The organism is Mediterranea sp. ET5 (genome assembly GCF_023337025.1).
In the GTDB taxonomy this organism is placed as follows: Bacteria; Bacteroidota; Bacteroidia; order Bacteroidales; family Bacteroidaceae; genus Phocaeicola_A.
In genome coordinates this window covers 33960-57482 of record NZ_JAMBLN010000021.1, presented here as the reverse complement: position 1 = coordinate 57482, position 23523 = coordinate 33960, and the positions used below count along the sequence as shown (strand labels likewise).

11 protein-coding genes are annotated in these 23523 nt (G+C 58.9%); all 11 read right to left on the bottom strand.

All coding sequences use genetic code 11. From position 1 onward, the window contains the following. Window positions 1–74: 74 nt before the first annotated feature. The 11 genes from M3087_RS12060 to M3087_RS12010 all read right to left on the bottom strand — a co-directional run bounded on the left by M3087_RS12060 (window position 75) and on the right by M3087_RS12010 (window position 23505). A complete protein-coding gene (locus M3087_RS12060) occupies window positions 75–2024 on the bottom strand; it encodes a glycoside hydrolase family 97 protein (protein WP_249096104.1) in 1950 nt (649 codons plus the stop codon). Between the two features lie 8 nt (window positions 2025–2032). Continuing rightward, window positions 2033–3376, bottom strand: coding sequence for a glycoside hydrolase family 43 protein (locus M3087_RS12055; RefSeq protein WP_410797087.1), 1344 nt, complete (start codon window positions 3374–3376; stop codon window positions 2033–2035). A gap of 1009 nt (window positions 3377–4385) precedes the next feature. Further along, window positions 4386–6788, bottom strand: a complete 2403-nt coding sequence (locus M3087_RS12050; protein WP_249096101.1) for a glycoside hydrolase family 127 protein — start codon at window positions 6786–6788, stop codon at window positions 4386–4388. A 45-nt stretch (window positions 6789–6833) separates the two neighbouring features. Beyond that, window positions 6834–8702, bottom strand: a complete 1869-nt coding sequence (locus tag M3087_RS12045) for a sialate O-acetylesterase (protein ID WP_249096099.1) — start codon at window positions 8700–8702, stop codon at window positions 6834–6836. Beyond that, on the bottom strand, window positions 8699–10342 hold the full coding sequence (locus M3087_RS12040) for a glycoside hydrolase family 30 beta sandwich domain-containing protein (protein WP_249096097.1): 1644 nt from the start codon (window positions 10340–10342) through the stop codon (window positions 8699–8701). Before M3087_RS12040 ends, M3087_RS12045 begins: the two co-directional genes overlap by 4 nt. Before the next feature lie 103 nt (window positions 10343–10445). Next, window positions 10446–12680 carry an endo-1,4-beta-xylanase gene (locus M3087_RS12035; RefSeq protein WP_249096094.1) on the bottom strand — a complete coding sequence of 745 codons (2235 nt, stop codon included), beginning with the start codon at window positions 12678–12680 and terminating at the stop codon, window positions 10446–10448. A 90-nt stretch (window positions 12681–12770) separates the two neighbouring features. Then, window positions 12771–13811 (bottom strand): DUF5627 domain-containing protein, encoded by a 1041-nt coding sequence (locus tag M3087_RS12030; RefSeq protein WP_249096082.1) that lies wholly within the window; start codon window positions 13809–13811, stop codon window positions 12771–12773. Window positions 13812–13846: 35 nt separating this feature from the next. Then, entirely contained in the window at window positions 13847–15601 is a 1755-nt protein-coding gene (locus M3087_RS12025; RefSeq protein WP_249096071.1) for a RagB/SusD family nutrient uptake outer membrane protein, read from the bottom strand. Window positions 15602–15625: 24 nt separating this feature from the next. Then, the gene (locus tag M3087_RS12020; RefSeq protein WP_249096069.1) at window positions 15626–18442 is read right to left on the bottom strand and encodes a SusC/RagA family TonB-linked outer membrane protein; all 2817 of its coding nucleotides are present in this window, start codon (window positions 18440–18442) and stop codon (window positions 15626–15628) included. A gap of 30 nt (window positions 18443–18472) precedes the next feature. Further along, window positions 18473–20341 (bottom strand): RagB/SusD family nutrient uptake outer membrane protein, encoded by a 1869-nt coding sequence (locus M3087_RS12015; protein WP_249096068.1) that lies wholly within the window; start codon window positions 20339–20341, stop codon window positions 18473–18475. Between the two features lie 11 nt (window positions 20342–20352). After that, on the bottom strand, window positions 20353–23505 hold the full coding sequence (locus M3087_RS12010; protein WP_249096067.1) for a SusC/RagA family TonB-linked outer membrane protein: 3153 nt from the start codon (window positions 23503–23505) through the stop codon (window positions 20353–20355). Window positions 23506–23523 lie beyond the last annotated feature (18 nt).

The following is a 23523-nucleotide window of genomic DNA, read 5'->3' as shown; positions in this document are numbered from 1 at the left end:
TTATGAATCCGTGAGTTTGCCGACCTCCCGACGAATGAAGCCGGGAGGTCGCCGGCGGATGCGTCCGTCAGGGCTTATTGCCCCGCGACCACCACACCGCCGTTGCAGGGAATGGTGAGTTTCAGTTCCTGCTTCTTGCCGAGCTTCTTCACCGAGAAGCTGCCTTGCAGCTCCTTGTCGTCGCTGTAGAGCCTGAGCTCCTGTCCCGGCTGCCACATCGGCAGGCTGACGGTGAGCTTCAACGGCTCGGCTTGCGCATTGATGCCGGCAACGTACCACTTCGTGCCGTGACGGCGGGCGAGTACGACGTACTTCCCGGGGTACCCGTCGATGAACTTCACCTCATCCCACAGCGTGGGGACTTCCTTCATGAAGTCCATCGCCCACGACGGAGCGTCGGTGAGGTTGTTGGGCGCCAGGGCGAAGTGTTGCACGGGGCTCTGGAACAGCACCGCCGTGGCAAGAGCGAAGACGTCGGAAGTCTTGCGCTGGCGGCCCCCGGGCTCATTCTTCGCGTTGTAATACCTGTTGAGCGCGCTCCCGCCGAAGTCCATGCTGGCGACGGTGTTGCGGATGAACGGCAGCAGTGTGGCGCTGGTCGCCTCCCGGTCGCACTCCTCCTGCGAGAAGTTGAGGTTCTCGCTCGCTCTCACCGCTTCGGCAGAGGCGAAGTTGGGGTACATCCGCTCCCAGCCGCGGGGCAGCGTGCATCCGTGGAAAATGACGAGGATACCGTAGTCGTTCGCGTCGGCGAGGATGTCCTCGTAGAGCTTCATCATCTCCTGCTTGTCGCCGCCGAAGAAGTCCACCTTGATGCCGCGGATGCCGATGCGCTGCATCCACTTCATCTCCCGGCGGCGGGCGATGGTGTTGTTCATGATGTTGCGCGGACCCTGGGGTGCATCGTTCCAGTAGCCATTGGAGTTATACCAGAGGTAGAGCGCCACGCCCTTCGTGGAGGCATAGCGTGCCAGTTCCTCGATTTTGTCGCGCCCGATCTGGGTGTCCCACAGCGCGTCGACCAGCACCGACTGGTAGCCCATCGCGGCACTGAAGTCCACATACTGCTTCTGGGTGTCGAAGTTCGTGCTGGCGTCGCCGGCGATAATCCAGCTCCAGGAGCCGCTGCCGTAGCGGTAGTCCTGCGAGGGCTCGTAGAGCGGACGGACCACGTCGGTGGCAATGGTCGTCTCCACGATGGGCTGCAGGGTCGTGCCCACGGTGATGGTGCGCCACGGGGTCTCACCCGGAAGGGAGATGCCCGGAGCCACCGTGCCGTTGCCGTTGTTGGAGGCTTCCGTCGGATAGCCGACCGTGTAGAGACCGTCGGCTTGACCCAGCAGACGGCTGCCACAATAGGCACTCGTCACGCCGGTCTCGGAGAGGAGCACCCAGCCCCGGTCGCCGTTGCGGAACAGTCCGGGGAAGGTGTAACCGTTGCCCCAGCCGTTCTTGCCCATGGTGTCGTCGGGGGTATAGTGGGTCTCGTAGCTGGGCGCCGTGCGGGCAAAGCCGGTCATCGGTCCCATCTCCGGACAGAGGAAGGTCGTCGTGCCTGCGGGGAAGGCGAAGCCCGTGGCTTCCCGGTTCACCACGCAGCTGAGGGTCTCGCCGCGACGGAGCACACGGTACTTGAACGCGACGTCGTGGTTGCTCACCTGGAACACCACGTCGCACACCGGTGTGCCTTCCTTCGAGAAGGTGTAGGTCTGCACGTTCGCCACGTAATGGGGACGGCTGTTCTTGATGGTCTTCAGTTCATAGGTTTCGTCGAGGGTCGTCGGCTCGCTCACTCCCGTCAGGGTCAGCCCGCGGGTGAAATCGCCGATGTTCGTGTCCAGCCCCAGCGGGGACTTGTTGAGGAAGGCGACCCCGTCGTAGTCCACCCGATAGGTGGGATTGCCGTCGGTGTCGTCCACCGTGACGCACAACTTGCCGTCGGGGCTGCGCAGTTCAACCTCGCGGGCGGAAGCCTGCATGCCCACGAAGAGGGAGAGGCAGAGGCATAAGATGAGTTTCATCATCCGTATCATCATTTGCGGAGCTCCCAAGAGTCCCAGTTAAACAATTCCATTCCTTCGCCGCCACGGAAGCAGAACACCAGGTCATGGACGCCCGTGGCGCCCTGCAGCGTGCAGGTCTGCTCCTTGTAAGCGTCCAAGCCTCCCGTCGGCTGTATGTCGAGCGTGCCCAAGAGCGGCCCCTCGGCACTGTCGAGGCGGACTTCCAGCCGTGCGTTCCCGTCAGCGGAAGCCACCGAAGCCAGGAACGTCATCGTGCCCGCCTGGCTGCCGAAGTCGACGGCACGGAGGCGGAGCGTCTCCCCGTCGTGGATGTTCGTGACGCAGATGCCGCCGTCCGCCTTGGGGGCTGTTTTCAGACCGTAGCCCCAAGCCATCGTCTCGGCCTGCACACGGCGGTAGGGGTTGAAGGTCCCCACAGGCTCCAGACGGGTGTCCTTCCAGTAAGGCACCTCCTGGATGGTTCCGTCGGCATTGTAGTGCATCTCGGCAGCCGACACCGAGCGGCGTTCGTGGTGGTCGGGCGTCTCGATGCGGAGCAAGTCGTAATTGAGCCCGAAGACGTAGGTCTTCCCCTTGTAGTCGATGATGCCCGGGTGGTTGCCCCGGCTGCGGTCAGTCGGACGCATGATGTAGCCCTTCGTCGTCCAGGGACCAGTGGGGCTGTCGCTCATGGCATACCCGATGCCCTCGGGGCAGCAGGTCGAGGCGAACGCCATGTAGTACTTGCCGTTGCGCTTGTAGCACCAGGGACCCTCCTGGTAGTGCTCGGGCACGGGGTCGACCTTCACGATGTCGCCGCTGTAGGAAATCATGTCCTCATTGAGCTTCACGTAGTAGACGTTCGGGTTGCCCCAGTACATGTACGCCTGTCCGTCATCGTCGATGAACACCGTCGGGTCGATGTCCTCCCAGTGCTCCTTCTGCCACACGAGCGGCTTGCCCAGCGGGTCGGTGAACGGCCCGTAGGGCGAGTCTGCCACCAGCACCCCGATGCCGTTGCCGTGGAGCGGGCAGTACATGTAGAACTTGCCGTTGCGCTCGATGACCTGCTCCGCCCAGGCGCCGTTGTCGCGCACCGCCCACTTGAAGCTTTTCAGCGAGGCCACCGCCCCGTGGTCGGTCCAGTTGACCATGTCGGTCGAGGTGTAGAGCAGCCAGTCGAGCATCTTGAAGCCGTCGGCATCGTCCTCGTCGTGGGTTGTATACAGGAAGATGGTGTCGTTGTGCACCATCGGCGCCGGGTCGGCGGTGTACTTCGTCTGGATGAGCGGGTCTTGCGCATAGCCCGCCAAGGGTTGCAGGACGGTCAGCGCGACGGCTGCCATGCCTGCCAGGGTCTTGATTCTATTCATGGCTGTATGGGATTTAAACGTGTTCATGTAGCATCCGTCCGCCCGTCCGGGCAACGCAGAAAAGGGAGCTGCCAGCGGAGGGCCGTTCGTCCGGAAGGAGGCAGCCCCGCGCTATCGTCCGTCTTGCAAAGAAAGGCATCTTGGGGCAAACTACCCACTAACGATGTTTCAGATTTGTTTGTTCATGTTACATCCCTGCAAAAATCCCTGTATTCAACGTCGTTTCCCGCACTCACCGCCTCCAACGGACGCACCGCCCCGCTCCACCCCTTCCCCGGAGGGAAAGGTCTGCCGACGGACAGACGGACGGGGAGCCTCAACCGCCGGGAATCCTCGCTCCGAAGACAGTCCGGGAGGAGCCGGAAGCCAAAGAATTGACAAAGTGTCAATCTGTCAAACGAATCGCCCGAGAATGCCTTCGTTCGCACCAAAATACGGATTGGTGACCGGGAAGGCCCTTCTCGGGCGATTCACTAAATACACCTTGACGAACTTTCCGTCGGTTTCCTGTCATTCTGCTTCCACCTCTCCCGTTTTCGTCCCCTTCCGTCGGTCTTTTCACACGGACGAACGCAATTTCACACCTGCGGAATCGCACCCCTTCGGGCTCTAAAAAATGAAAACAGATGGCTGTTTTCGTACGGACGAACGACTACGACGGTGCGGACACGTCGGTACGGTGGTGCGGACGCGTCCGTACGAAGCCAGTCACCGGTGCTTTTTACCGTGATAACAGGTCCGGCGAATGGCTTTTTCGCGTTAGAAAGGGTGTAATTATGTAAACGAACGTTTATTTAGGCGCATTCAGAAGGACGTATCTTAAAATATTTAACGCGCATTTCGCTAAATGGGAGATTTTAGCGGAAATGCGCGTTACCTGGAAACGGCAAATCAGGAAATTGTGATGTTAAAACCGGGAAAATGATGTCATTGTGACAAACAGGGGAAAATCAATTGTCAATTGTCCATTGCCCATTGTCAATTGAAACGTTGTCCATTGTCAATTGAATCACTGTTTGTCCGGTTTCACCAGCCGGACGTAGAACACGCCGCCGGCTACCGTACCGGGACGGCTGCGGAAGGTCACCGTCACCGATTGTTTGCCCTTCAGCATCGACGCCGGTATGGGGTATTCCACATTGACCAGCTCGGACTTGTTCCATTTGCCGACGAGGTTCTCCTCCACCAGCCGTTCCCCGTCGATGAGGATGTCGAAGGTGCGGTCGGCGGTCTCGTTGCCCCAATAGCGCACCATGAGGTTGAGCGTCGTCTCGCCCCGGGTCGCCAGGTTGTAGGAGAAGAAGCCTCCGTCGCGGGCGTCACGCCACGGCTCTCCCTGGAAATTGCCGGTGGTGGAGTTCTCGTTCTTCATCTGATGGTCCACCTCGGGCTGCTGCTCGGCAGTCGCCACGGCATCGACCGTCCGGCGGTCCAGACGCAGCTTCTGCTGCTCCGCCTCACGGGCGGCAGCCTGGTAGTCGGCGTACTCCTGCTCCGTCATCGAGAGCCAGTACATCATGTAGCGGCAGTCGTGGATGCGGAAGAACGGCTCCAGCTGCAGGTCCTTGTACTTGCCGGTGAAGAGTCCGGGAACGGTGAAGCACATCGGCTTGCCGGGGACGGGCTGCATCGCCGTCAGCTTGGCAAGGATGTCGGCACGCTCGCCGATGAGGAAGGGGGTGTCGAAGACCGACACGAGGGGCCCGTGGGCAATGTGTCCCCAGCGGCTGTCGTCCGCCACCAGACCGTCCAGATGGTCCGTTCCCATCCGGGCGCCCAGGAGGATGGGACCGCGCATGATGGCGACATAATTGGGCACGTTGGGCAGTTCCTCCAGGGTGACATGCATCGGGAGGGTCAGCTCCACGACGTCGCCGTCGCGCCATTCACGCTCGATGGCAATGTAGCTCGACGGGGTGGAACCGACGGCATAGTCCGTCCCGGCACAGAGCGCCTTCATGGCTCCGGCTTCCACCCACCAGGGATGACGGACGAGCAGCTTCGCCCGGACGGGTTTCCCGGTGTGCACGGTCAGGCGCGAGGTCTCCGTGTCGGGGAAGGAGGTCTCCTGTGTCAGCGTGAGCCCCTTCTCCTTCCAGTTCAGTTCGGAAGCGACGAAGAGGTTGACAAAGAGGCTGTCGCCCGAGTGGGTATAGATGAACTCACCGTACTTGCCGTGGTTCTCCATGCCCGTGCCGACGCAGCACCACATGGCGCTGTTGGGCGCCGAGTAGACGCGGTAGTGGGCGGGACGGGCGGACGTGAAGTAGACGTATCCGCCGTGCCCGGGGTGCTGGGTGGAGAGGATGTGGTTGAACATGGCGCGCTCGTAGAAGTCGGCATAGCGTGCCTCGGGGTGCATGCGGAAGAGTCCTTCGGTGAGCTTGAGCATGTTGTTCGTGTTGCACGACTCCGGTCCTTCGCGGTCCTCGACGTAGCTCTTGCAGTCGGAGGCTGCGGCGAAGTGCTCGCGCCGGCTGTTACCGCCCAGGGCGAGGGAGCGGTTGTAGACGACGGTCTCCCAGAAGAAGCGTGCGGCAGCGTCGTAGGTGCGCTCGTCAGCCGGTTGTCCGGCAGCGGCACTCTCCTCGGCGATGCGCTGGTATCCGACGACCTTGGGCACCTGGGTGTTGGCGTGCTTGTTGTCGAGGTTGTCGACCCGTGCGACCATGCTGTCGAGCAGCCAGTGGTGGGAGAAGCGCTTGGCGGCGTCGAGGTACTTGCGGTCGCCTGTCATCCGGTAGGCATCGGCATAGACCTCGTCCATCCCGCCGAACTCGCTGTCGAGCATCTGCTCCATCTGTTCGTCGCTGAGCGGGGCGATGACCGTCAGTCCCCAGTCGCAGAGGCGCAGGAACATGTCGCGTGCCTGCTGGCTGCCGGCGTACGACCACGCATCACGCAGCCCGGCGTACACTTTGTGCATGTTGTACCAGGGCACCCAGTATTTCCAGACGATGCCCACGTTGCCCTTCTCGATTTCGTCCCACACGCGCATGCCGTCGGGGACTCCGCCCACGTAGCCGTTGCCGTTGGCGTCCTGGCACCGTTTCATCTCGTCCAGCATGTAGTCCATGCGACGCTTGCACTCGGGGTTGCCGGTGGCTGCGTAGTGGATGGCAAGTGCCGAGAGGTAGTGCCCGCCGACGTGTCCGTCAAGTCCGCTCCAGTTGGGGAACACTTCTGCCTTCTTCGGCAGCCCGGCTTCCTTGAGGAAGGGAGCAAGCAGACGGTCGACGTCGTACTGGAGGAGGACGTCGACATTGAGGTCACAGGCGTGCTTGAAGGGCCCGTCGAGCAGTTTCACATCGCCCAACGGGAAGGTGTTGGGATAAAGCTTGTCCTGCGCCGTGGCAGAAGTCAGGGCGAGGCTCAGGCAGCAACAGGCTGCAAAGAGTTTGCGTAGTGTCATTTGAGGATATGAGTTTAAGGGTTTGTAAGTTCGTAGCGTCAGCCTTTACCAGTTGTCCGTACGGAAGGGTGATGCCAGGAGGCCATCCTTGTTGCAGAGGTTCGCGTCGGAGGGGTTGTCGCTCCAGGCGTAGCGGACGGCTACGGGATGCTTCACCTCGGGGCTGCTCACCACGACCTTGTTGCCGCGGATGACGGCTTTCGCCCACACGAACTTGCGGTCTTCGCCGGCGATGGCGAAGTGCTTCAGCTCCTTGCCACGGCATGCCAGTCCGCGTCCCGTCTCGGTGAAGGAGAGGACAATCCGGTCGCCGTCGACCTGCATGTCCTTGTAGAGCGGACCGGAGGCGTTGACCTTCTCGCCGTATACAAGGCGTCGTGCTCCCAGGAAGAGACGGTGCGCCACGGTCTTCTTGTCGAGCGGATGGATGTCGTTCCACTCGCCTGCGTCATAGGTCACAGCCAGCTCGGTGTGCGGCACGGAGAGCGCCGTGCGGAACTGTGCGTCGCGGATGCGTGCCCAGCCGCTGTCGGTCGGACGGTCCTTCTTCTCCATGAAGTTGGGGAGTTGCACGAGCAGGAAGGGCATGTCGGGCCACTGCCACAGCTCGCGCCAGTTGGTGATGAGGGCTTTCAGGTAGTCGGCGTACGGGGCGGGATTGCCCGCGTTGGTCTCTCCCTGATACCATATCGCCCCCTTGACACGGTAGTGCCGGATGGGGTATATCATGCCGTTGTAGAGTCCCGAGCCGGAGCGGTCGAGGTTCGCCAGACGTGCCGAGAGGCGTTGCACCTCGCTCTGGTCGATGCCGGTCTTGTAGCGCCACGTGCCGGTGAGGTCGATTTCCGCCTCGTCGCCCACGATGGCATAGCGTTTGTCCTTCACGAAGCCTCCGTTGCCCCCGTTTGCCGTGAGGCGGACGGCGATGACGTTCTTCCCTTCGCGCAACACGCCGGCAGGGATGTCATACTTTCGCGGAGGGTAGGTGTAGGAAGTGAAGCCGACGAAGGTGCCGTTGACGAACACAGAGTCGCTGTCGACCATCGTGCCCATGTAGAGGCGGGCGTGCCGTCCTGCCATCGAGGCGGGTACGTCGAAGGTCTTGCGGCACCAGACCGTACCGCAGATGTCCGCCCCGTTCTCACGCCAGTAGCCGGGGACGGTCATGGTCGCCCAGTCACTGTCGTCGCACTCCGGCAGCTGCCAGCGACCGGCGCCCCGGTCCTGCCGCGCGAGCTTGAGGCTGTCAAAGGCAGCCTGGTCGACGAGCAGCTGCGGGAACTCCTTCAGGTGTTCCTGGCTTATCCAGCTCTCGATGGCGGAACCGCCCAGGCTGGAGACCAGCATGCCTACCGGCACATGGGTGTGTTCGTAGGCCTCCTGTGCAAAAAAATAGGCCAAAGCCGTCCAGTTCATTACATCGGAGGCAATGGCCGAGTGCCAGCCGGCATTGCCGGCTATCTCTTCCCGCAGTTCACCCTTGACGTCCTGTGTGGGCACCTTGTAGTGGCGGATCATGTGGTTGTTGGACACGTTGATTTCAGGGAACTTGTCCGTGAGGCGCGCGATGGGAGTCTCCTGGTTCGACTGGCCCGAGCAGAGCCACACGTCGCCCACGAGCACGTCGCGTATCACGATTTCATTGACCTCCAGGACAAACGGGCCGCCCGCCTGTTGTGGAGGAAGCAGAACATGCCAGCACCCGTCGGCACCGGTCTCGGTGTCGTAGTGCCGGCCCTGGAAGCGTACCGTCACTTTCTCACCGGGGTCTGCCCAACCCCAGATGTCCAGCTCGGTATCGCGTTGCAAAACCATGCGGTCGCTCACCAGCCGTGGCAACCGCACTTTGGCTGAAAGTTGCGGCACGCAGAGTGCCGCAACGAACAGCCAAGTGAGAACATACTTTACTATCATAATGCTAGTCTGACTGATACAATGCTGTTGGCGTTTGCCATGACATAGATGCCGGTGTCGGTCTTGCCCGTCTCTGCCGGTACCATGTCACGGTCCGCATCGGTCTCCACCGCCTCCTTCACCGTGGCTCCGCTCAGGGGGATTTCCACGCTTTGGGTGTCGGTCGAGAGGTTGAGCAGCACGATGGTGACTTCACTGCCAGCCTCGTTGGTATAGGCGGTTGCCATCACCGACGAGTTGTCCGACGTCGCTCCGATACGGGTCATGCCGGTGGCGTACTGTGCGTAGTGTGCCAGGATGTACCCGTTCTTCGTCACTTCGCCTTCGCCTGCCGGACTGCGCTGGTCGCTGTCCCCCAACATGCCGTAGAAGCGTTTCAGGTACCAGTACACGTAAGCGCTGCAATAGCCTTCCATACACATGTGGATTTCCTTGCCCAGGTGGGTGAGGTTGTAGTCCCACGTACGGAACTGCCACAAGGCGGGGTCAGTCTCCGTCTCCCCGTCATTGAAGAGGTGCTCGGTCATCCACCAGGTCTTGCCGCCGATGCGCGAGTAGAGTCCGCACACATAGTCGTGGCGGTCTTTCTCGTATCCCGCCTGGGCGGTGTTAATGAAGCCCTGATAGAGGTGACCTACGACAATGTCGGTCTGGGCGAATGCCTCGGCATCGTTGATAAAGGGGTCAGTGAAGTCGGGCGAGGTGCCGCATGCCTCGGGAGCCATCAGCTTGACGCCTGTGGCACGGATCTTCGCACCGTACTGCTTGACAAAGGTAAGCAATTCTTCCGGAGTCCACGTCATAAATTCCATGTCAGGCTCATTTTGTACAGAGATTGCGTACAAATTGACCCCGTTTGCCTGCATATAGGTAATGTAGTTCACCAGATGGTCCGCATAGGCGGCATAATTCTCCGCCTTCAGGTGCGGAACGTCATTGTCTCCCACCTTCACCAGTTCTGTTAGCGCATCGGGTGCGACCCAGGGACAGGCGAAGACGATGGCGCCGTTCTCCTGTGCGAGCCTGGCGGCTGCGACGTCGGTGCTCCAATCGGCTTCGTTGGGGTAAATCATCAGACGGAGGACGGAGTAACCCAGTCCGCCGGGACCGTAGAGGGTGTTCATATCTTCGGTGCTCAGCACATTGCTGCCGGTCCATATCCTCGGGTTGTACATGCCTCCGAAGCCGACCACGGGCTGATGACGTACGGACGCATCGATGTCGAGTGCCGTGGTTTCATAGGTGAGTCCCTGACGGATGGTCAGGTCGCTGACTTCGCCGGTGGTCTTGTTCGTCAGGTGGAGGACCTGCGACTTGGCTTCGCGTCCGCCGTTGACGGTATAGTCAATCTTCAGGCGGACGTTCTGGTGCAGGTCGGTAGCGGCACCTCCCGACATGGGAGAGACTGCTGTCACGAGGTCGCCCTCACCCAGGGAGATTTCCCATTCGGCTTCGGACCACTGTACCACCGCCATGGTCGTCCCGGCATGACCGGAGACTTGCAGTTCGTTTTTCAGGAAGAGCGCGTATGAGCCTTCGCGCTCACCGGTGTTCATCACGTTGTCGTCGTCATCGGAACAGCCCCACGCGAGGCACAGTCCCATCAGAAGCCAACACAGTTTAAAGGTATACGATTTCATAGTCTTGCTGTTATTCGACCGCCGCAAGTCCAAGCCGTCAGCTGACGCCGCCCGGTGCTCCGTCACGGGTCAGCTGAGGCCTGTGCCTGCGAGAGTCAAGTTGTTATTTCAGTCCATCAATAATGCCCACGTACATGCCGGTGCGGTTGTAACCGGAACTCCACGGACAGAGGACAGCGTCGTTGCCCTCGGTCAGGCGGGAGAAGGAGATGCCGTACTGTTGGGCGGCGGGGATAATCTCAAAGTACTTCTTGAGGATGAAGGCGGCATAGTCTGCACCGAGCATCTCGTCCTCGAAGGAGCGTTGCGCGGTCGTGATGGCACTGCCCTTCTCGTCCAGCACCTGCACGGTGAAGTCGGAGATGCGTACGAGGCGTCCGCTCTCAGCCAGGCGAGTGAAGAGTGCGACAATGGCTTCCCGGTTTGCCTCCTGGGTGGCTGCATCCTTGGAGTAAGTGGCGTGGAGCAGGATGTTGTAGCCGTCGAGCTTCGTCACGCCGTCCGCCTCCCAGGTCTTCACCAGCGCATCCAGCTCGTCGAACTTCTGCGTGAGGTTCTCGCTTTGGCTGAAGGTGTTGCTGACGAAGAGGTCGAGGTCGGTCTTCGCGGTGTCGCGTGCCATCCGGACGGCAGTCTGCGCGTACTCGGTCTCCCCGAGGTACTCGCCCCAGTGGAAGGTGTTGGCGTCGTTCGTCTTGCTGAGCGGTTCACCGATGACGTTCCATCCCTTGACGGTCTCACCGCCGGCATCGATGAGTGCACCTATCCATGTGCGCAGCTCGCCGGTGAAGATGTCCTTCTTCTCTTCGGGGGTCTTCTCGATGACCTGGTCGTCCGCCTTCCAGCGGAAGTCGATGTTGTCCATGTAGGCGTGCCACTCACCGGAGCCGGACCCTACGGCAATGTCCACTTCCGTCAGGTCCTTCATCGATGCCGGTATGCCGATCTGTCCGTTACCGGACGTGCCGTCCAGGACGAAGGGGATGTAGATGCGTCCCCATGCATTGTCGGGAGCACCGAGGTGAGCCGGTCCCATGCCGCAGTTGAACTCCTGCCCGTTGATGACGATACGCATACCGGAACCATACTTGCCTTTCCCGTCGATGAGGAACATCTCCAGGTAGACGCCCGTGTAATCGCCCAGCGTACGTCCATCCTTCAGCTTCACGTGGAAGGTCGGGTACGTGTAGCTGCACAACGAGGAAGCCGTACCGACGTGGAGCACCTTGCCGTGCGTCCCGGTGGGGTCGTCCTCGACCACTGCCTGGTTGCCGTTAGTCATCGGATACTGTGTACCCGCGGCATCACTCTCGAAGTCAATCATCGTGCTGCCTTCGGCGGGCAACATGTAGTCGAGCGTCACGTTGTCCATGTAGTAGCGGGCATCGCCGGAGGCGGTTCCCACGCCCAGCTCAAAGGTCGTCAGTCCTTCAAGATTCTTGGGTATGATGACAGCCGGCGAGTTGCCGTAAGTCTCGTTGCTGCTCAGGAACTGAATCTTCGCACTGCGGTTCCAGGTATTGGGGTTACAGCCGAAGCCCTGCGCATTCACGCCGCCGTTGCTGTTGCTGACGGCCAGTTCCGTCCCGTTGATGAAGACTCTCATACCGGCACCATAGATACCGAACTGGTCGATGATGCGCATGTCGAGCTTCAGGCTGGAGCAGTCGCCCAACGTAGCTCCACCGGGAAGGGTCACGGTGAACTTCGGGTGAGAGTAGCTCAAACCGGTGGTCTCGTCTCCCAGACGGAGCACCTTGCTACCGTTGCCGTCGGGGTCTTCCACCACGGAGCTGGCGCCTGCCCCCGTCAAGGGGTATGAGGTGCCAAGGGCATCCTTCTCGAAGTCAGCCACCACGATACTCCCCTCTTCAGGCACGAAGGGGATGATGACCGGCTCGATGAGGGAATTGTAGTAGGAAGCGCACTGTCCCTGGTCGGAACAGAGCGTTCCGCCGAAGAGCGACAGTCCGGCTTCCTGTGCCGTCTCTGCCGCCGACTTCATGTCGACCACGCTGTAGCTGCCGTTGTCCTGCAGACAGGAGGCGGTGCTGAACGAGCCGTCGACATCGGCACCGTCGAGGTTGTTCAGGATGGTGCTGAATGCCACTTCACGAGTCCCGAACTCCGAAGCCGACACTTTGGAAGTGAGCTGGAACGGCGATTCCGGAGTGCGTGTAATGTAGGTCTTGAGCAGGTCGAAGCTGGCGAGGTACTCGCTGACTTCGGCGTCGACCGGCTTCTCCAGCTGAAGATTGCAGTCGTACTCATCGGTACATGCCACCACTGCTGCAGACAGCAGGGCGAATCCGATTAGCTTATTGCTGATATGTTTCATGTCTCTTTGTTTTAATGGGTTTGCATGGCGCCCCCGTCCCCTGTCCGCCGGTGTGAGAGGCGGACGGAAGAGGAAGCGGGGTCACTCACTTCACTTGATGTCTATCTCAAACGTCTTTCCACCGACCACGTTGCGGGTGTGGAGCACCAACGTATCGCGGGTAGCGAGGCTCATGTCCTTGTCAGTGAAGTTCACCTTGTAGTCGAGGTAGATGGCGTCGCGGTCCTTGCCGCCGAGGCTGTTCTTCTCGCCGTCCTTGACAAACTTGCCTTGTCCCGTCACTTCGACGTTGTCGGAGGCGGAAGACATCTCACAGCTGCCGTCGTCCTTGAAGTCCAGACGTACATCGTAGTAATAGATGTTGTTGGAGGCATCCCTTGCCGAGAGCGAGAGGATGTTTCCGGTCAGGCTCTTCGTGGTGAGCTGCACGGTCTCGTCGTTCTCCACATATTCTTCATGACGGACGATGGTTGACGATACTCCGTTGATGACCGCCTGGTCGACACCGCGGCGGAGGTACTCACCATGATAGGGGTTGACGTACTTCACGGCATAGAGCACGTAGTTCTTCGGCTGGATGTTCCAGTGTCCGCTGTTGGTCAGCATGGGGTCCTCCACACCGGCTGCTCCCATGAGGATGGAGTCGGCTCCCTCGACATGGGTCATGCGCAGGGGGATGACATAGTAGTCGGTGACCGACTTCTCGTCGGCGAAGAAGGCGTCGGTCAGGTAGACGTCCACACCGCCCTTGATTTCTCCGTGGGGGATGGCTATCTGGCTCGGATTGCCCAGTTCATAGTACGACTCCGGCATGAGGGTCAGAGGGGTGTCGGTTCCCTTGAAGTAGAGTCTGTCGCAGAGCGAAGGGTCTACCACGTAGTCGATGATGACGTTCTGACGGTTGGTGTATCCGCCGCCCCAGGCAGCGTTGATGGAGAAGCGGTGCTCGTTGTCGCCGGTATTGTCGACAAATTCATCTTCACCCAGCTCGATGGTGCGCATGGCAAGCTGGTTGGCGAAATAAACCGTCTGGTAGTCGAAGTCGGGAAACTCGTTGTCCGAGCTTTCACAGGACGCGGTGAACGAGAGGAGCAGGGCTGCCAGTCCGGAGTAAAGTATGTTCTTTTTCATAAGTCTGTTGTTAATGGTGAGTGATGATAGTAGGGTTACTCCCAGCCACGGTTCTGCTTCAGGTTACTGAACTTGAGAATCTCGGAGTTGGGCACAGGGCTGTAGTACATGTAGTCCTCGTAGGAGCGTTCCTCCACCAGGATGCGTTCGTAGCCGTTGCCGTTCCACTGCAAGCCGTAGACCGGTTCGTTGAGGTTCTCCTTCCAGCGGCGCAGGTCCCAGAAGCGGACGCTCTCGAAGCACATCTCCAGACGGCGCTCGTTGTGGATGAGGGCACGCATGCGTTCCTTGCTGGCGGCACACTCCTCCAGATAGGGGTCATCGGTTCCGCCGACACCTGCACGCTGACGGATCTTCTTGATGACGTCATACGCGGAGTAACCGCGACGGGCATCCTTCGGGCCCCATGCCTCGTTGGCAGCTTCGGCAAAGGCGAGATACATCTCCGTGAAGCGGATGCGCGGGTCATAGTGCGGCTGGTTGGAAGTGGCTGCAGGGTTGCAGTTGACGTCCATACGCAGACGTTTGCGCATGTAGTAACCCGTGCGGGTGGAGCGGTTCTCGGTGACGTTGATGCCATCGGTGCTGGAGTTGACGATGTTGATGGTGACGCCCTTCTCGCTGATGGTGCTTCCGTTATAGATAATGTACTTCGCCAGACGCGGGTCCCGATTGGCGTAGGGAGCGACCTCGTTGTAGTTTCCTGCACTGTGGTCGATGGGATAGCCGTTTGCCATGGGGAAGGCATCCACAAGGTTCTGCGAGGGGTTCATGTATCCGGTGCCATAGAGGCTGGGCGGGAAGTTCTGCGACTCCTGTGTGTTGTTGCTCGAACGTCCGCTACGCCACAGGATTTCAGCAGGGTTGTTGCCGTCGTCGGCACTGTTGACGATTGAGGGTGAATAGTATTCCAGCCCGTCGTTTGCCAGGCCTCCCACTCCGCCCTTGTAGTCGATGATGTCGGCTGCTGCGTTCGCAGCGTCTTCCCACGTGGCGTTGTTGGAGGGGTCCTGATAGAGGGGACTGGCGGCAAGGAGTGCCATGCGTGTACGGAAGGCGCGGGCTATCAGTCCGTTGAACAGCTGGCGTGCCTTGGCACCCATGACATTGTTATACTTGCTGGCGTCGGTCGTCAGGTCCTGGAATCCCTCCGGGACGGCAGACACATCGTTGTACTCCCACGGGAGAAGCTGCTCCGCCTGTGAAAGGTCGCTGTACACCTGCTCCAGACATTGCTGATAGGTCGCACGGGGAATGTTGAAGTCCGACGTGGTGGTGAGGTACTCGTTGATGAGGGGCACACCGAGCAGTTCACCTTCGGCAGTGAACCCGGCGTGTGCACGCAACAGATAGTAGTAGTACATGCCGCGGAGCCCGTATGCCTCGCCCTTCAGACGGCGTGCGAAGAGGGCGTTCATCTCGGGGTCGTCCTGTGACCAGCGGACCTCGTCGACGTTCTCCAAGAAGAGGTTGATGTACTGGAGGGCGTTGTAGGCGTTGTTCCATTGGCTCAACGGGTTGTAGGACGTGTTGGTCCATGCACCGGTCGCCATCTGGAGGAAGACGTTCGACGACTGGTTGGTCACGGCGTCATCGGTGGCATACTCGCTGTTGTCGTAGCAACTGGGGAGCATGCTATAGACGTTATGCAGGATTCCCCGGGCGTACTCGGGGTCGTCGTGCATCTGTTGCTCGATATCGGGGTGGTTCTCAATCGCCGGCTCGAAGAGGTCGTCACACCCGGCAGCAAGGAAGGCACCCGCCATTAAAAGTAATATAGTCTTTTTCATATTCTGCTAGTTTGTCGTGAGGAATCAGAAGGCAGCCTTGAAGCCCAGGTAGAAGTTGCGGCAGTTGGGGACTCCCGTGCTCAGTTCCATGTGCTTGCGCTCCTTGGAAATGGTGAGCAGGCTGGAGCCGCCGCAGTAGACGCTCAGGTCGCGTACGAACGTACCCTTGAAGGTGTCTTCGGGGAAGTCGTAGGTGAGCTGCACCTGATTCAGGTTGAAATAGTTCCGCTTGTACATCCAGAACGTGGAGGTCTGGTAGTTGTTGTCTCCGTTGGTGGTGGTCAGACGCGGATAGGTCGCCGTCTCCTTGGTTTCCTCGGTCCAACGTCCCCAGACTACCTCGGAGAACTTGCTCGTGCCGCGGTTCCAGTAGTACGAGCTGCTCTTGAAGTCGACGGAGCCTGTCTGTCCCGTACCCATGGCGAAGAAGGTGAAGTCCTTGTACTTCAGCGTCAGGTTCAGACCGAAGGAGAAGGGAGGTGCTGCCCAGCCGTTCTTGCCGAGTTCCACCTGGTCCTTGCTGTCGATGACGTTATCGCCGTTGATGTCGCGGTACTTCAGGTCACCGGGACGTACCGTACCGAACGTCTGGCGGGCATGGTTGTCAATCTCTTCCTGCGAGTTGAAGAAGCCGTCGCAGATGTAACCGAAGGACACGTCGAGCGGACGTCCGGCACGTTCCTGGTAGGCCTCATCGTACATCTCGTCGCGGACCATCGCCTGCGAGGTGAAGTACATGCCCGAGAATCCCAGCGTGACGTCGACCTCGCCAATCTTCTTGTTGGCGCTCAGCGAGAAGTCAAACCCGCTGCGACGGTCTTCGTTGTAGTTGATCCACGGGAGGAAGGTATTGTTCGTGCTGCCCTGGAAGAACGAGGGGAACATCGTCGACGAACCTTGGGTGAGCAGACCCTTCGTATCCTGATGGAAGTAGTTGGCGTTCAAGCGCAGGAAACGGTCAAAAAGTGTGGCATCGATGCCCACACGGAACTCCTGACGGGTGATGAAGTCGAGGTCGAGGTTCGTACCCTGCTTGGACGTCGGTGTCCAGCCACCTGCCGTTCCGTCGTGCCACTGCGGGTACATACCGTCGGTCTTGGAGAAGTAGCCTTCGTACATGTAATACTTCTCGATGTCGAGGTCCTGATGCAGGTTGGCGTAGGACGCAGTGAGCTTCAGGTCGTCGATCCAGGATACATTGTCGCGGAAGAAGTCCTCCCGGCTGATGCGCCATCCCAGACTCACTGACGGCGAGAAGGCGTTGCGGTTACCCTCGGGCAACTTGGCGGAATGCACGACGGCGCCGCCGAACTCGGCGTAGTACTTATGGTCGTAATTATAGGCAGCACGCAAGCCCAGGTTCACGTTGCTCGTGCGGTGATAGTCACTGCTCTCGTGATTCTCGTCGGCAGAGCTCTGTGTCTGGTAACCCCATCCCAGGAGGGTAGCCGACACGTTGTGGAGGTTGGCGAACGTACGGTTGTAGTCAAACTGCGCACTGAACGTCATCGTCTGGTCGTACATCGACTTGCCGACGTACTCGTTGGGGTTCTTCTGGTCATTGTTGTGCTTGTTGAGGGCGACAATCATGTCCTTCCCGTTCACTTGTGCCCAGGTAGGCTCGTAGACTGCATACGTCTCGTTGAACGCCTCTGAATAATAAGAGGTGTAGTCCACGCTGTATGCCGTGCGGAACGAGAGTCCCTCCAGCACGGAACTGAGGTCGGCTTCGAGTGCCACGTCAAACATGAACATGCGCGACTTCTCCTTTATGTATCCGGCAGCCAGCAGGTCGGCAAACGGGTTGGTGAGGTCTGCCGACGTACCGCCCAGGAGGTACTTGCCGTCGATGAGGTGGTTGCTGTTGGTGATGTATTCCTGGATGGACGACGAGTTGGGGTCCATCATGTCGGTAGGCAACAACGGAGCGAACCAGTTGGGACGGAGTGTCGAAGCGGCTCCCCAGAAGTCCCCGCGGCCATCGTACTGGTTGGTGTAGACCACGGCTGCATTGGTTGTCGCCTTCAGCCACTTGGCGAGCTGCATGTCGACGTTTCCACGCACATTGAAGGTCATGTCTGAGTTGTTCTTCGCTTCGCCCCACTTCAGCAAGTCGTTGTTGTAGTTCATGCCGAAGTTCAGGTAGTAGTGCGTGCGCTCGTTACCTCCCGTCACCTCTCCTGTCACATCGGTGTTGAAATACGCCTTCTTCAGGTAGTCGGAGCTGTAGAAGTCGATGTTCGGATAGCGGTAAGGGTTCGTACCCAGCTTCGTATAATAGATGGTCGAAGCGTCATAACGTTCGGGGAGTCCGTCGTTGCGGCAAGCTTCGTTGTACAGCGTCATGTAGCAGTCGGAATCCAGGTATTTGGGGTATGCCTTCGGCACATTGATACCGGCATTGGCACGCACGTCGATGCGCATCGGCTCGTTCTTGCCGCGCTTGGTCGTGATGAGGACCACTCCCTTCGAGGCACGGCTGCCGTAGAGTACGACGGCGGCTGCATCCTTCATGACGGTGATGCTCTCCACCTCGGAAGCCCGCACGTTGCTTGCGCTACGGGGTACCCCGTCGACGAGCACCAGCGGTTCCTGTCCCCAGATGTTTCCGGTATATCCGCCGATGTAGCTGTCCAGCCCCACCAGACTGTTCGTACTGTTCACCTTCTTGAGCAGCTCCGATGTGTTGACCGTCGAGACGGCTGTCGTCAGGTCTTCGCGCGCAATCTTGCCGAATGCCACGTTCACCAGGCTGTCTTGCTGTTCTTGTGCCCAGACTCCTGTCGCACAGAGCAACATGCCGGACATCGTACAGCCAATATGTAGATACTTTCTTTTCATTGTTTGCGTCATTATTAGTTAATCGGTCAATTACCACCCGGGGTTCTGGCTGAACCCTTCGTAAATGTTCGCATCCTTGCGCGGGATGGGATACCAGTAGTGTCTGTCGGTGTATTGACGCTCAAGCAAAGTCACCTCACGCAGGTTGCGGATGGCATTCTCTTCGGGCGCATCGTAGTTGTAGCTGCCTCCTGCACGGTCAAACTCAATCTTGGTCTTCAGCGTGTAGGGCTGTTGGGTGAGCAGCATCCAGCGGCGCAGGTCCATGAAGCGGAAGCCCTCGAAGGCAAGCTCCACGGCACGTTCGCGACGCACCTCGCTCAGGAAATCGGTGGTGTTGCCCAGGAACTTGTCGAGCACGTGGGCCGTACCTGCACGGTCGCGCACCTTGTTGATGGCATCAACGGCTGTCAGCGAGTAAGTCGTAGCCTTGCCCTGCGGAGAGCCATAGCCCACAGCGGCTGCCTCGGCATACATCAGGTAGACGTCGGCGAGGCGCATCAGGTTGAGCACCATGATGTTGTTCTCCTTATAGCCGTCCGTGGTGTTCATCAGCTGCGGACAGAGCTTGCTGTTCATGTAGCCGGTGAAGCAACCCTTCTTGGAGTCTCTTTCCTCACTCTCGCGTCCGCCGGTATAGAGTTCCACGCAACCGCCCGAACCTCCGGAGTTCTTGAACTTCACGCCGTCGAACATGATGACCTTGTAGAAGCGCGGGTCGCGGTTCTTCCACGGGTGGGTGGGATCATAGCCCGACTCGGCATCTGCCTGTGTGATGTCTTCGGGCAACGGATAGCCGTTTGCCATGCCGAAGTAGTTCACGTAGTTCGCAGTCGGGTAGTTCTTGATACCGGAAGCCTCGATGCTGGTCGGACGGAAGTCGTTGACCATGTTCCAGCGCCAGCGGGAGTTATAGTCGATGAGGTTCTCCTGGAAGATGGCCTCGTTGACGCCGTTGATGCGTCCGTTGGAGTTGTGGAGGAGGAAGATGTCGTTGTACTGGTCCATGGGAGCCAGTTCATAACGTCCGGTCTCCTCGGTGATGCGCAGGGCTTCGCCCAGCAGTTCGGCACCCCGCTTGCACAGCTCGGTGTTGTATTCACGGTTTCCACCTGACGCCCAGTTCATCAGCGGGCTGCCTGCCCACAGGAGGGTCTTGCCGGCGTATGCCAGTGCCATAATCTTGTTGATACGCATGTTGTTCTTGCCCAACGTCACCTTACCGGCAACGGTCTCGTCCCAGTTGACGGGAAGCAGCTCGGCAGCATGCTGGAAGTCTGCCACACAGTGCTCGGCACACTCCTGCCACGTCAGCCGGTCCAGCTGTTCGGTCTCTGTCACGACATGGTCCACGTAAGGCATGCCGCCCCACCACTCCATAATCATGAAGTGGAACCAGGCACGGAAGAAGTAGAGCTGGCCTTCGATGAGCTGACGCTCTTCCTCAGTGGCGCTCACGAGATTCCCCAGGTTCTCGATGCCCTGATTTGCCTTGCGGATGCCGTACCAGCTGTTGGTCCAGAGATCACCCTTGTCGCGGCGGGTCGATGTTCCGGCAGCTCCTCCGCTACGCGGATAGCCATAGTAGGCTGTGGTCCAGCCCCAGAAGTCGCCGTTGTCCACGTTCATGGTCTGCAGACGGGTCTCCTGCGGCTCCCAGTATACGTCCTCTCCGTAGTTGAAGCACGTGTGGTACTCGCTGTTGGAGATGATGGGAATGCAGTTGTAAAGCTCTTCAGTGAAGCCCTGGAAGTTCATGAAGTTCTTATAGGGGTCGTTCTCCTCGTAATCGCTTTCAGGCGACTTGTCGAGGTAGTCGGTACACGAAGTCGTCGTGCCCAGCAGCCCCGCCATGGCCAGTGCGGAGGTCAAAAAGAATCGATTTATATATTTGTTCATAGTCGTTGCGCTTATAATGTTATGTCAATACCGATGTTGAAGCGGCGTACGGTGGGGTAAGCACCGTCGGATGAGCTGTAGCCCGTGTTCGACTCGCGGTCATCGGGCATATTGGTCCACAGGTAGAGGTTGTCGCCGTTCACATACAGTCTCGCCGTGTTCACACCCAGCTTCTTCAGCCAGTCGCCCTGGAAGGTGTAGGAAAGCTCCACATTCTTCAGACGGATGTATGAACCGTCGTACCAGTAGCGTGTACCGGAGGCTGCTCCATCCACCGTGGTGCCCCAGCGCGGGGTCGGCAGGGTCGCTGTACCGCCGGGGGTCCAGTATTCACCTTCGGCGTATGCCACGTGGGCGGTGCTGCGGAAGGTCGGGAAGTTCACCTCACGGGTCACGTTGTTCACCCCGTAGAACTGTGCGTAGACACTGAAGCCCTTCCATTCCCAACCGGCAGACAGGCTGTAGGTGTTCTGCGGGATGGTGGAGTATTGATACGGAGCGCGGTCGTCAGAGTCCACCACACCGTCGCCGTTGAAGTCGACGATGTTGTAGTCGCCCGGCAACTTGTTGTTATTGTTGGTTGTCCAGGCAGAGCTGCCGATGACATCGTCCCATGTGGCGAGGTTGCCGTGGTCGATGTAGGAGTACACCTGGTCGATGGCGTGTCCTGCCGCCTTCTGATAGTCGGGGAGCAACGGAGCGTCGTCCTTGAACTTCACTTCGTTGACCGCATGGGTCATGTTGGCATTCAGCCAGGCGCGCATTTCGTTGGGGAACACATGGTTCAGACGCAACTCCAACTCATAGCCGTGGCTGTTCACCTTACCGAGGTTGGCACGCGGAGGTGTCATACCGAAGTACGAGGGGATGGCACGGTCGCTGCCGGAAACCAGAATGTCGGTACGTGTATCGTTGAAGATGTCGACCGAACCGGCTACCAGGCCGTTGAAGAACGAGTAGTCGATACCGAAGTTACGTTTCTCGACCGTCTCCCAGGAGATGTCGGGGTTGCCCAGCGTCGACATGTTCCAGAAGGTATAAGGAGAAGCATCGGGGCTGACACTACCCATGATGGCATTGCCGCTGTTGTTCCACTGGTCCTTGTAAAGGAAACGTCCCGAGGTAAACCGTTGCCAGGGCTGCACGACGGAGTCATCGCCCACACGTCCCCACGAAGCACGGAGCTTCAGCATGTCGAGGAACTTCAGGCCTTTCATGAACTTCTCATCGCTCAGCATCCATCCCACAGAGAGTGAGGGGAAGAAGTCGAAACGATAGTCGGGACCGAACTTCTCCGAACCGTTGTAAGCGCCGTTGGCCTCGAAGAAGTAGCGCATCATATAATTATAGGTAACACGGAACACCCAGTCTTCGCGATAGATGGGGAACACGCTTCCCTGAGCTTCCTTCAAGCGGCTGAAGAGTCCGAGCGCCGTCAGCTCATGGTCGCCGAAGGTGCGTGCGTAGTCCAGCTGGAAGGAATAGTAGAGTTTGCGGTAGGTGCTGTTGATGTCGGCGCTACCTGCCTGGGTCGACCAGTAGATGGGGTTCTCCACCTTGTCGATACCCGTACCCGAATCAGGGTCAAACTTATAGTCGATCTCACCTGTGCTCGGGTCTATCCACATCTGTTGGGCGTCATTGTACATATCATTGACACCGCGCTTGCTCTCCACGAAGTTGTAGTCCATGGAGAAGTTTGCCTTGAACTTCAACCCTTTGGTCAACATGGCAAGGTCCTGTTCCAGAATAAAGTCGGTCGTCACCTTGGTCGTCGTACGCTTTTCCGAACCGGCTGTTGCCAGAATACGGGCGGAGTTGGGGACATCGGCATCACGCGGGGCATACCATCCCCACATGCCATTGGAGTAGACAGGACGCATGGCGTCAGGTGCCGATTTATAAGCCGAAGCCCAGTAGGACTGGTCGTTGTCCGCCATCTCCCACGGCAGGGAGCGTTGGGCATTCGAACCGAAGAGGTTGGTCGAGAACTTCGTGGTCTTCGTCAGCGTGAAGTCCAGGTTACTGCGGACGTTGATACGGTTGTAGCCGAATCCGGCGTCATAGCCGCGGTTGTTCTCGAAGGTCTTGAACAAGTCACCTTCGCTCACGAAGTCGGCAGCCGCAAAATACTTCACCACCTTCGTACCGCCCGACACGTTGACACTCGTGTTGTACGACATGGCGTGACTCTTGAAGAGGTAGTCCTCCCAGTCGACGTTGGGGTAACGGTCCCACTCTTCGGCATTTGCCGGATAGCGGTACTTGTGGATGATGGCAGCCGGCGTGTAGTTCGCCCAGCCGGCAGGGTTGATGGCAGCCTCACGCTCAATGGAGTTGTTCATCAGGTAGAACGTGTCATAGGCATCATACTTCTCGGGCAGCTTCGACACCACCTTGGCGGTCACGTTCGCCTTGATCTGCACGTTTGCCTTTCCTTCTTTACCACGCTTGGTCGTGATGAGGATGACACCGTTGGCACCCTTCACACCATAGACGGCTGTTGCCGATGCGTCCTTGAGGACGGAGATGCTTTCCACCGACGAGATGTCGACCGAGCTCATCTCACGCTCGATTCCGTCGACGAGCACCAGCGGTTCGCTATTGTTCCAGGAGCTCTTCGTACGGATGATGATTTCCGGGTCCTCATCGCCCGGCATACCTGAGGTAGCCGACGTGATGACACCCGGCAAGTTACCGGTCAGGGCAGCACCCAGACTGGTCACACCACCGGCACGCTCAAGCACCTTTCCGGTGGTCTGCGTGATGGAGCCCACGACCGAAGCCTTCTTCTGCTGGCCGTATCCCACCACCACGACTTCTTCCAATTGCTGGGAATTGTCTTCCAAAGTCACCCGGAGCAGACCGCCGTCTGTCACTTTCACCTCCTGTGGCTTCATTCCCACGAACGAGATCACAAGCACTGCATTGTCAGGCACCTTCAGGGTGAAATTACCGTCAATGTCTGAAATCGTACCTATGGAACTATTACCTTTGACAACCACCGAGGCTCCGATGACCGTTTCGCCGTTGCTGTCCAAGATAACACCCTTTACCGTCTTGCCTCCTGTATTCTGTGCCGTTGCCGTCAGACAACCGAACAGCATGCAGAAACATAGGTAAGGAATCTTTCGGATTTGTTTCTTTATATTTTTCATTACCATTTGTTTAAGTGATCATTA

Excerpts from the sequence above, each read along its gene's own strand:
- M3087_RS12030 (WP_249096082.1), bottom strand. The coding sequence starts at position 13,811 with ATGAAAAAGAACATACTTTACTCCGGACTGGCAGCCCTGCTCCTCTCG.
- M3087_RS12035 (WP_249096094.1), bottom strand. The coding sequence starts at position 12,680 with ATGAAACATATCAGCAATAAGCTAATCGGATTCGCCCTGCTGTCTGCA.
- M3087_RS12010 (WP_249096067.1), bottom strand. The coding sequence starts at position 23,505 with ATGGTAATGAAAAATATAAAGAAACAAATCCGAAAGATTCCTTACCTA.
- M3087_RS12020 (WP_249096069.1), bottom strand. The coding sequence starts at position 18,442 with ATGAAAAGAAAGTATCTACATATTGGCTGTACGATGTCCGGCATGTTG.
- M3087_RS12040 (WP_249096097.1), bottom strand. The coding sequence starts at position 10,342 with ATGAAATCGTATACCTTTAAACTGTGTTGGCTTCTGATGGGACTGTGC.
- M3087_RS12015 (WP_249096068.1), bottom strand. The coding sequence starts at position 20,341 with ATGAACAAATATATAAATCGATTCTTTTTGACCTCCGCACTGGCCATG.
- M3087_RS12045 (WP_249096099.1), bottom strand. The coding sequence starts at position 8,702 with ATGATAGTAAAGTATGTTCTCACTTGGCTGTTCGTTGCGGCACTCTGC.
- M3087_RS12025 (WP_249096071.1), bottom strand. The coding sequence starts at position 15,601 with ATGAAAAAGACTATATTACTTTTAATGGCGGGTGCCTTCCTTGCTGCC.
- M3087_RS12060 (WP_249096104.1), bottom strand. The coding sequence starts at position 2,024 with ATGATGAAACTCATCTTATGCCTCTGCCTCTCCCTCTTCGTGGGCATG.
- M3087_RS12050 (WP_249096101.1), bottom strand. The coding sequence starts at position 6,788 with ATGACACTACGCAAACTCTTTGCAGCCTGTTGCTGCCTGAGCCTCGCC.
- M3087_RS12055 (WP_410797087.1), bottom strand. The coding sequence starts at position 3,376 with ATGAATAGAATCAAGACCCTGGCAGGCATGGCAGCCGTCGCGCTGACC.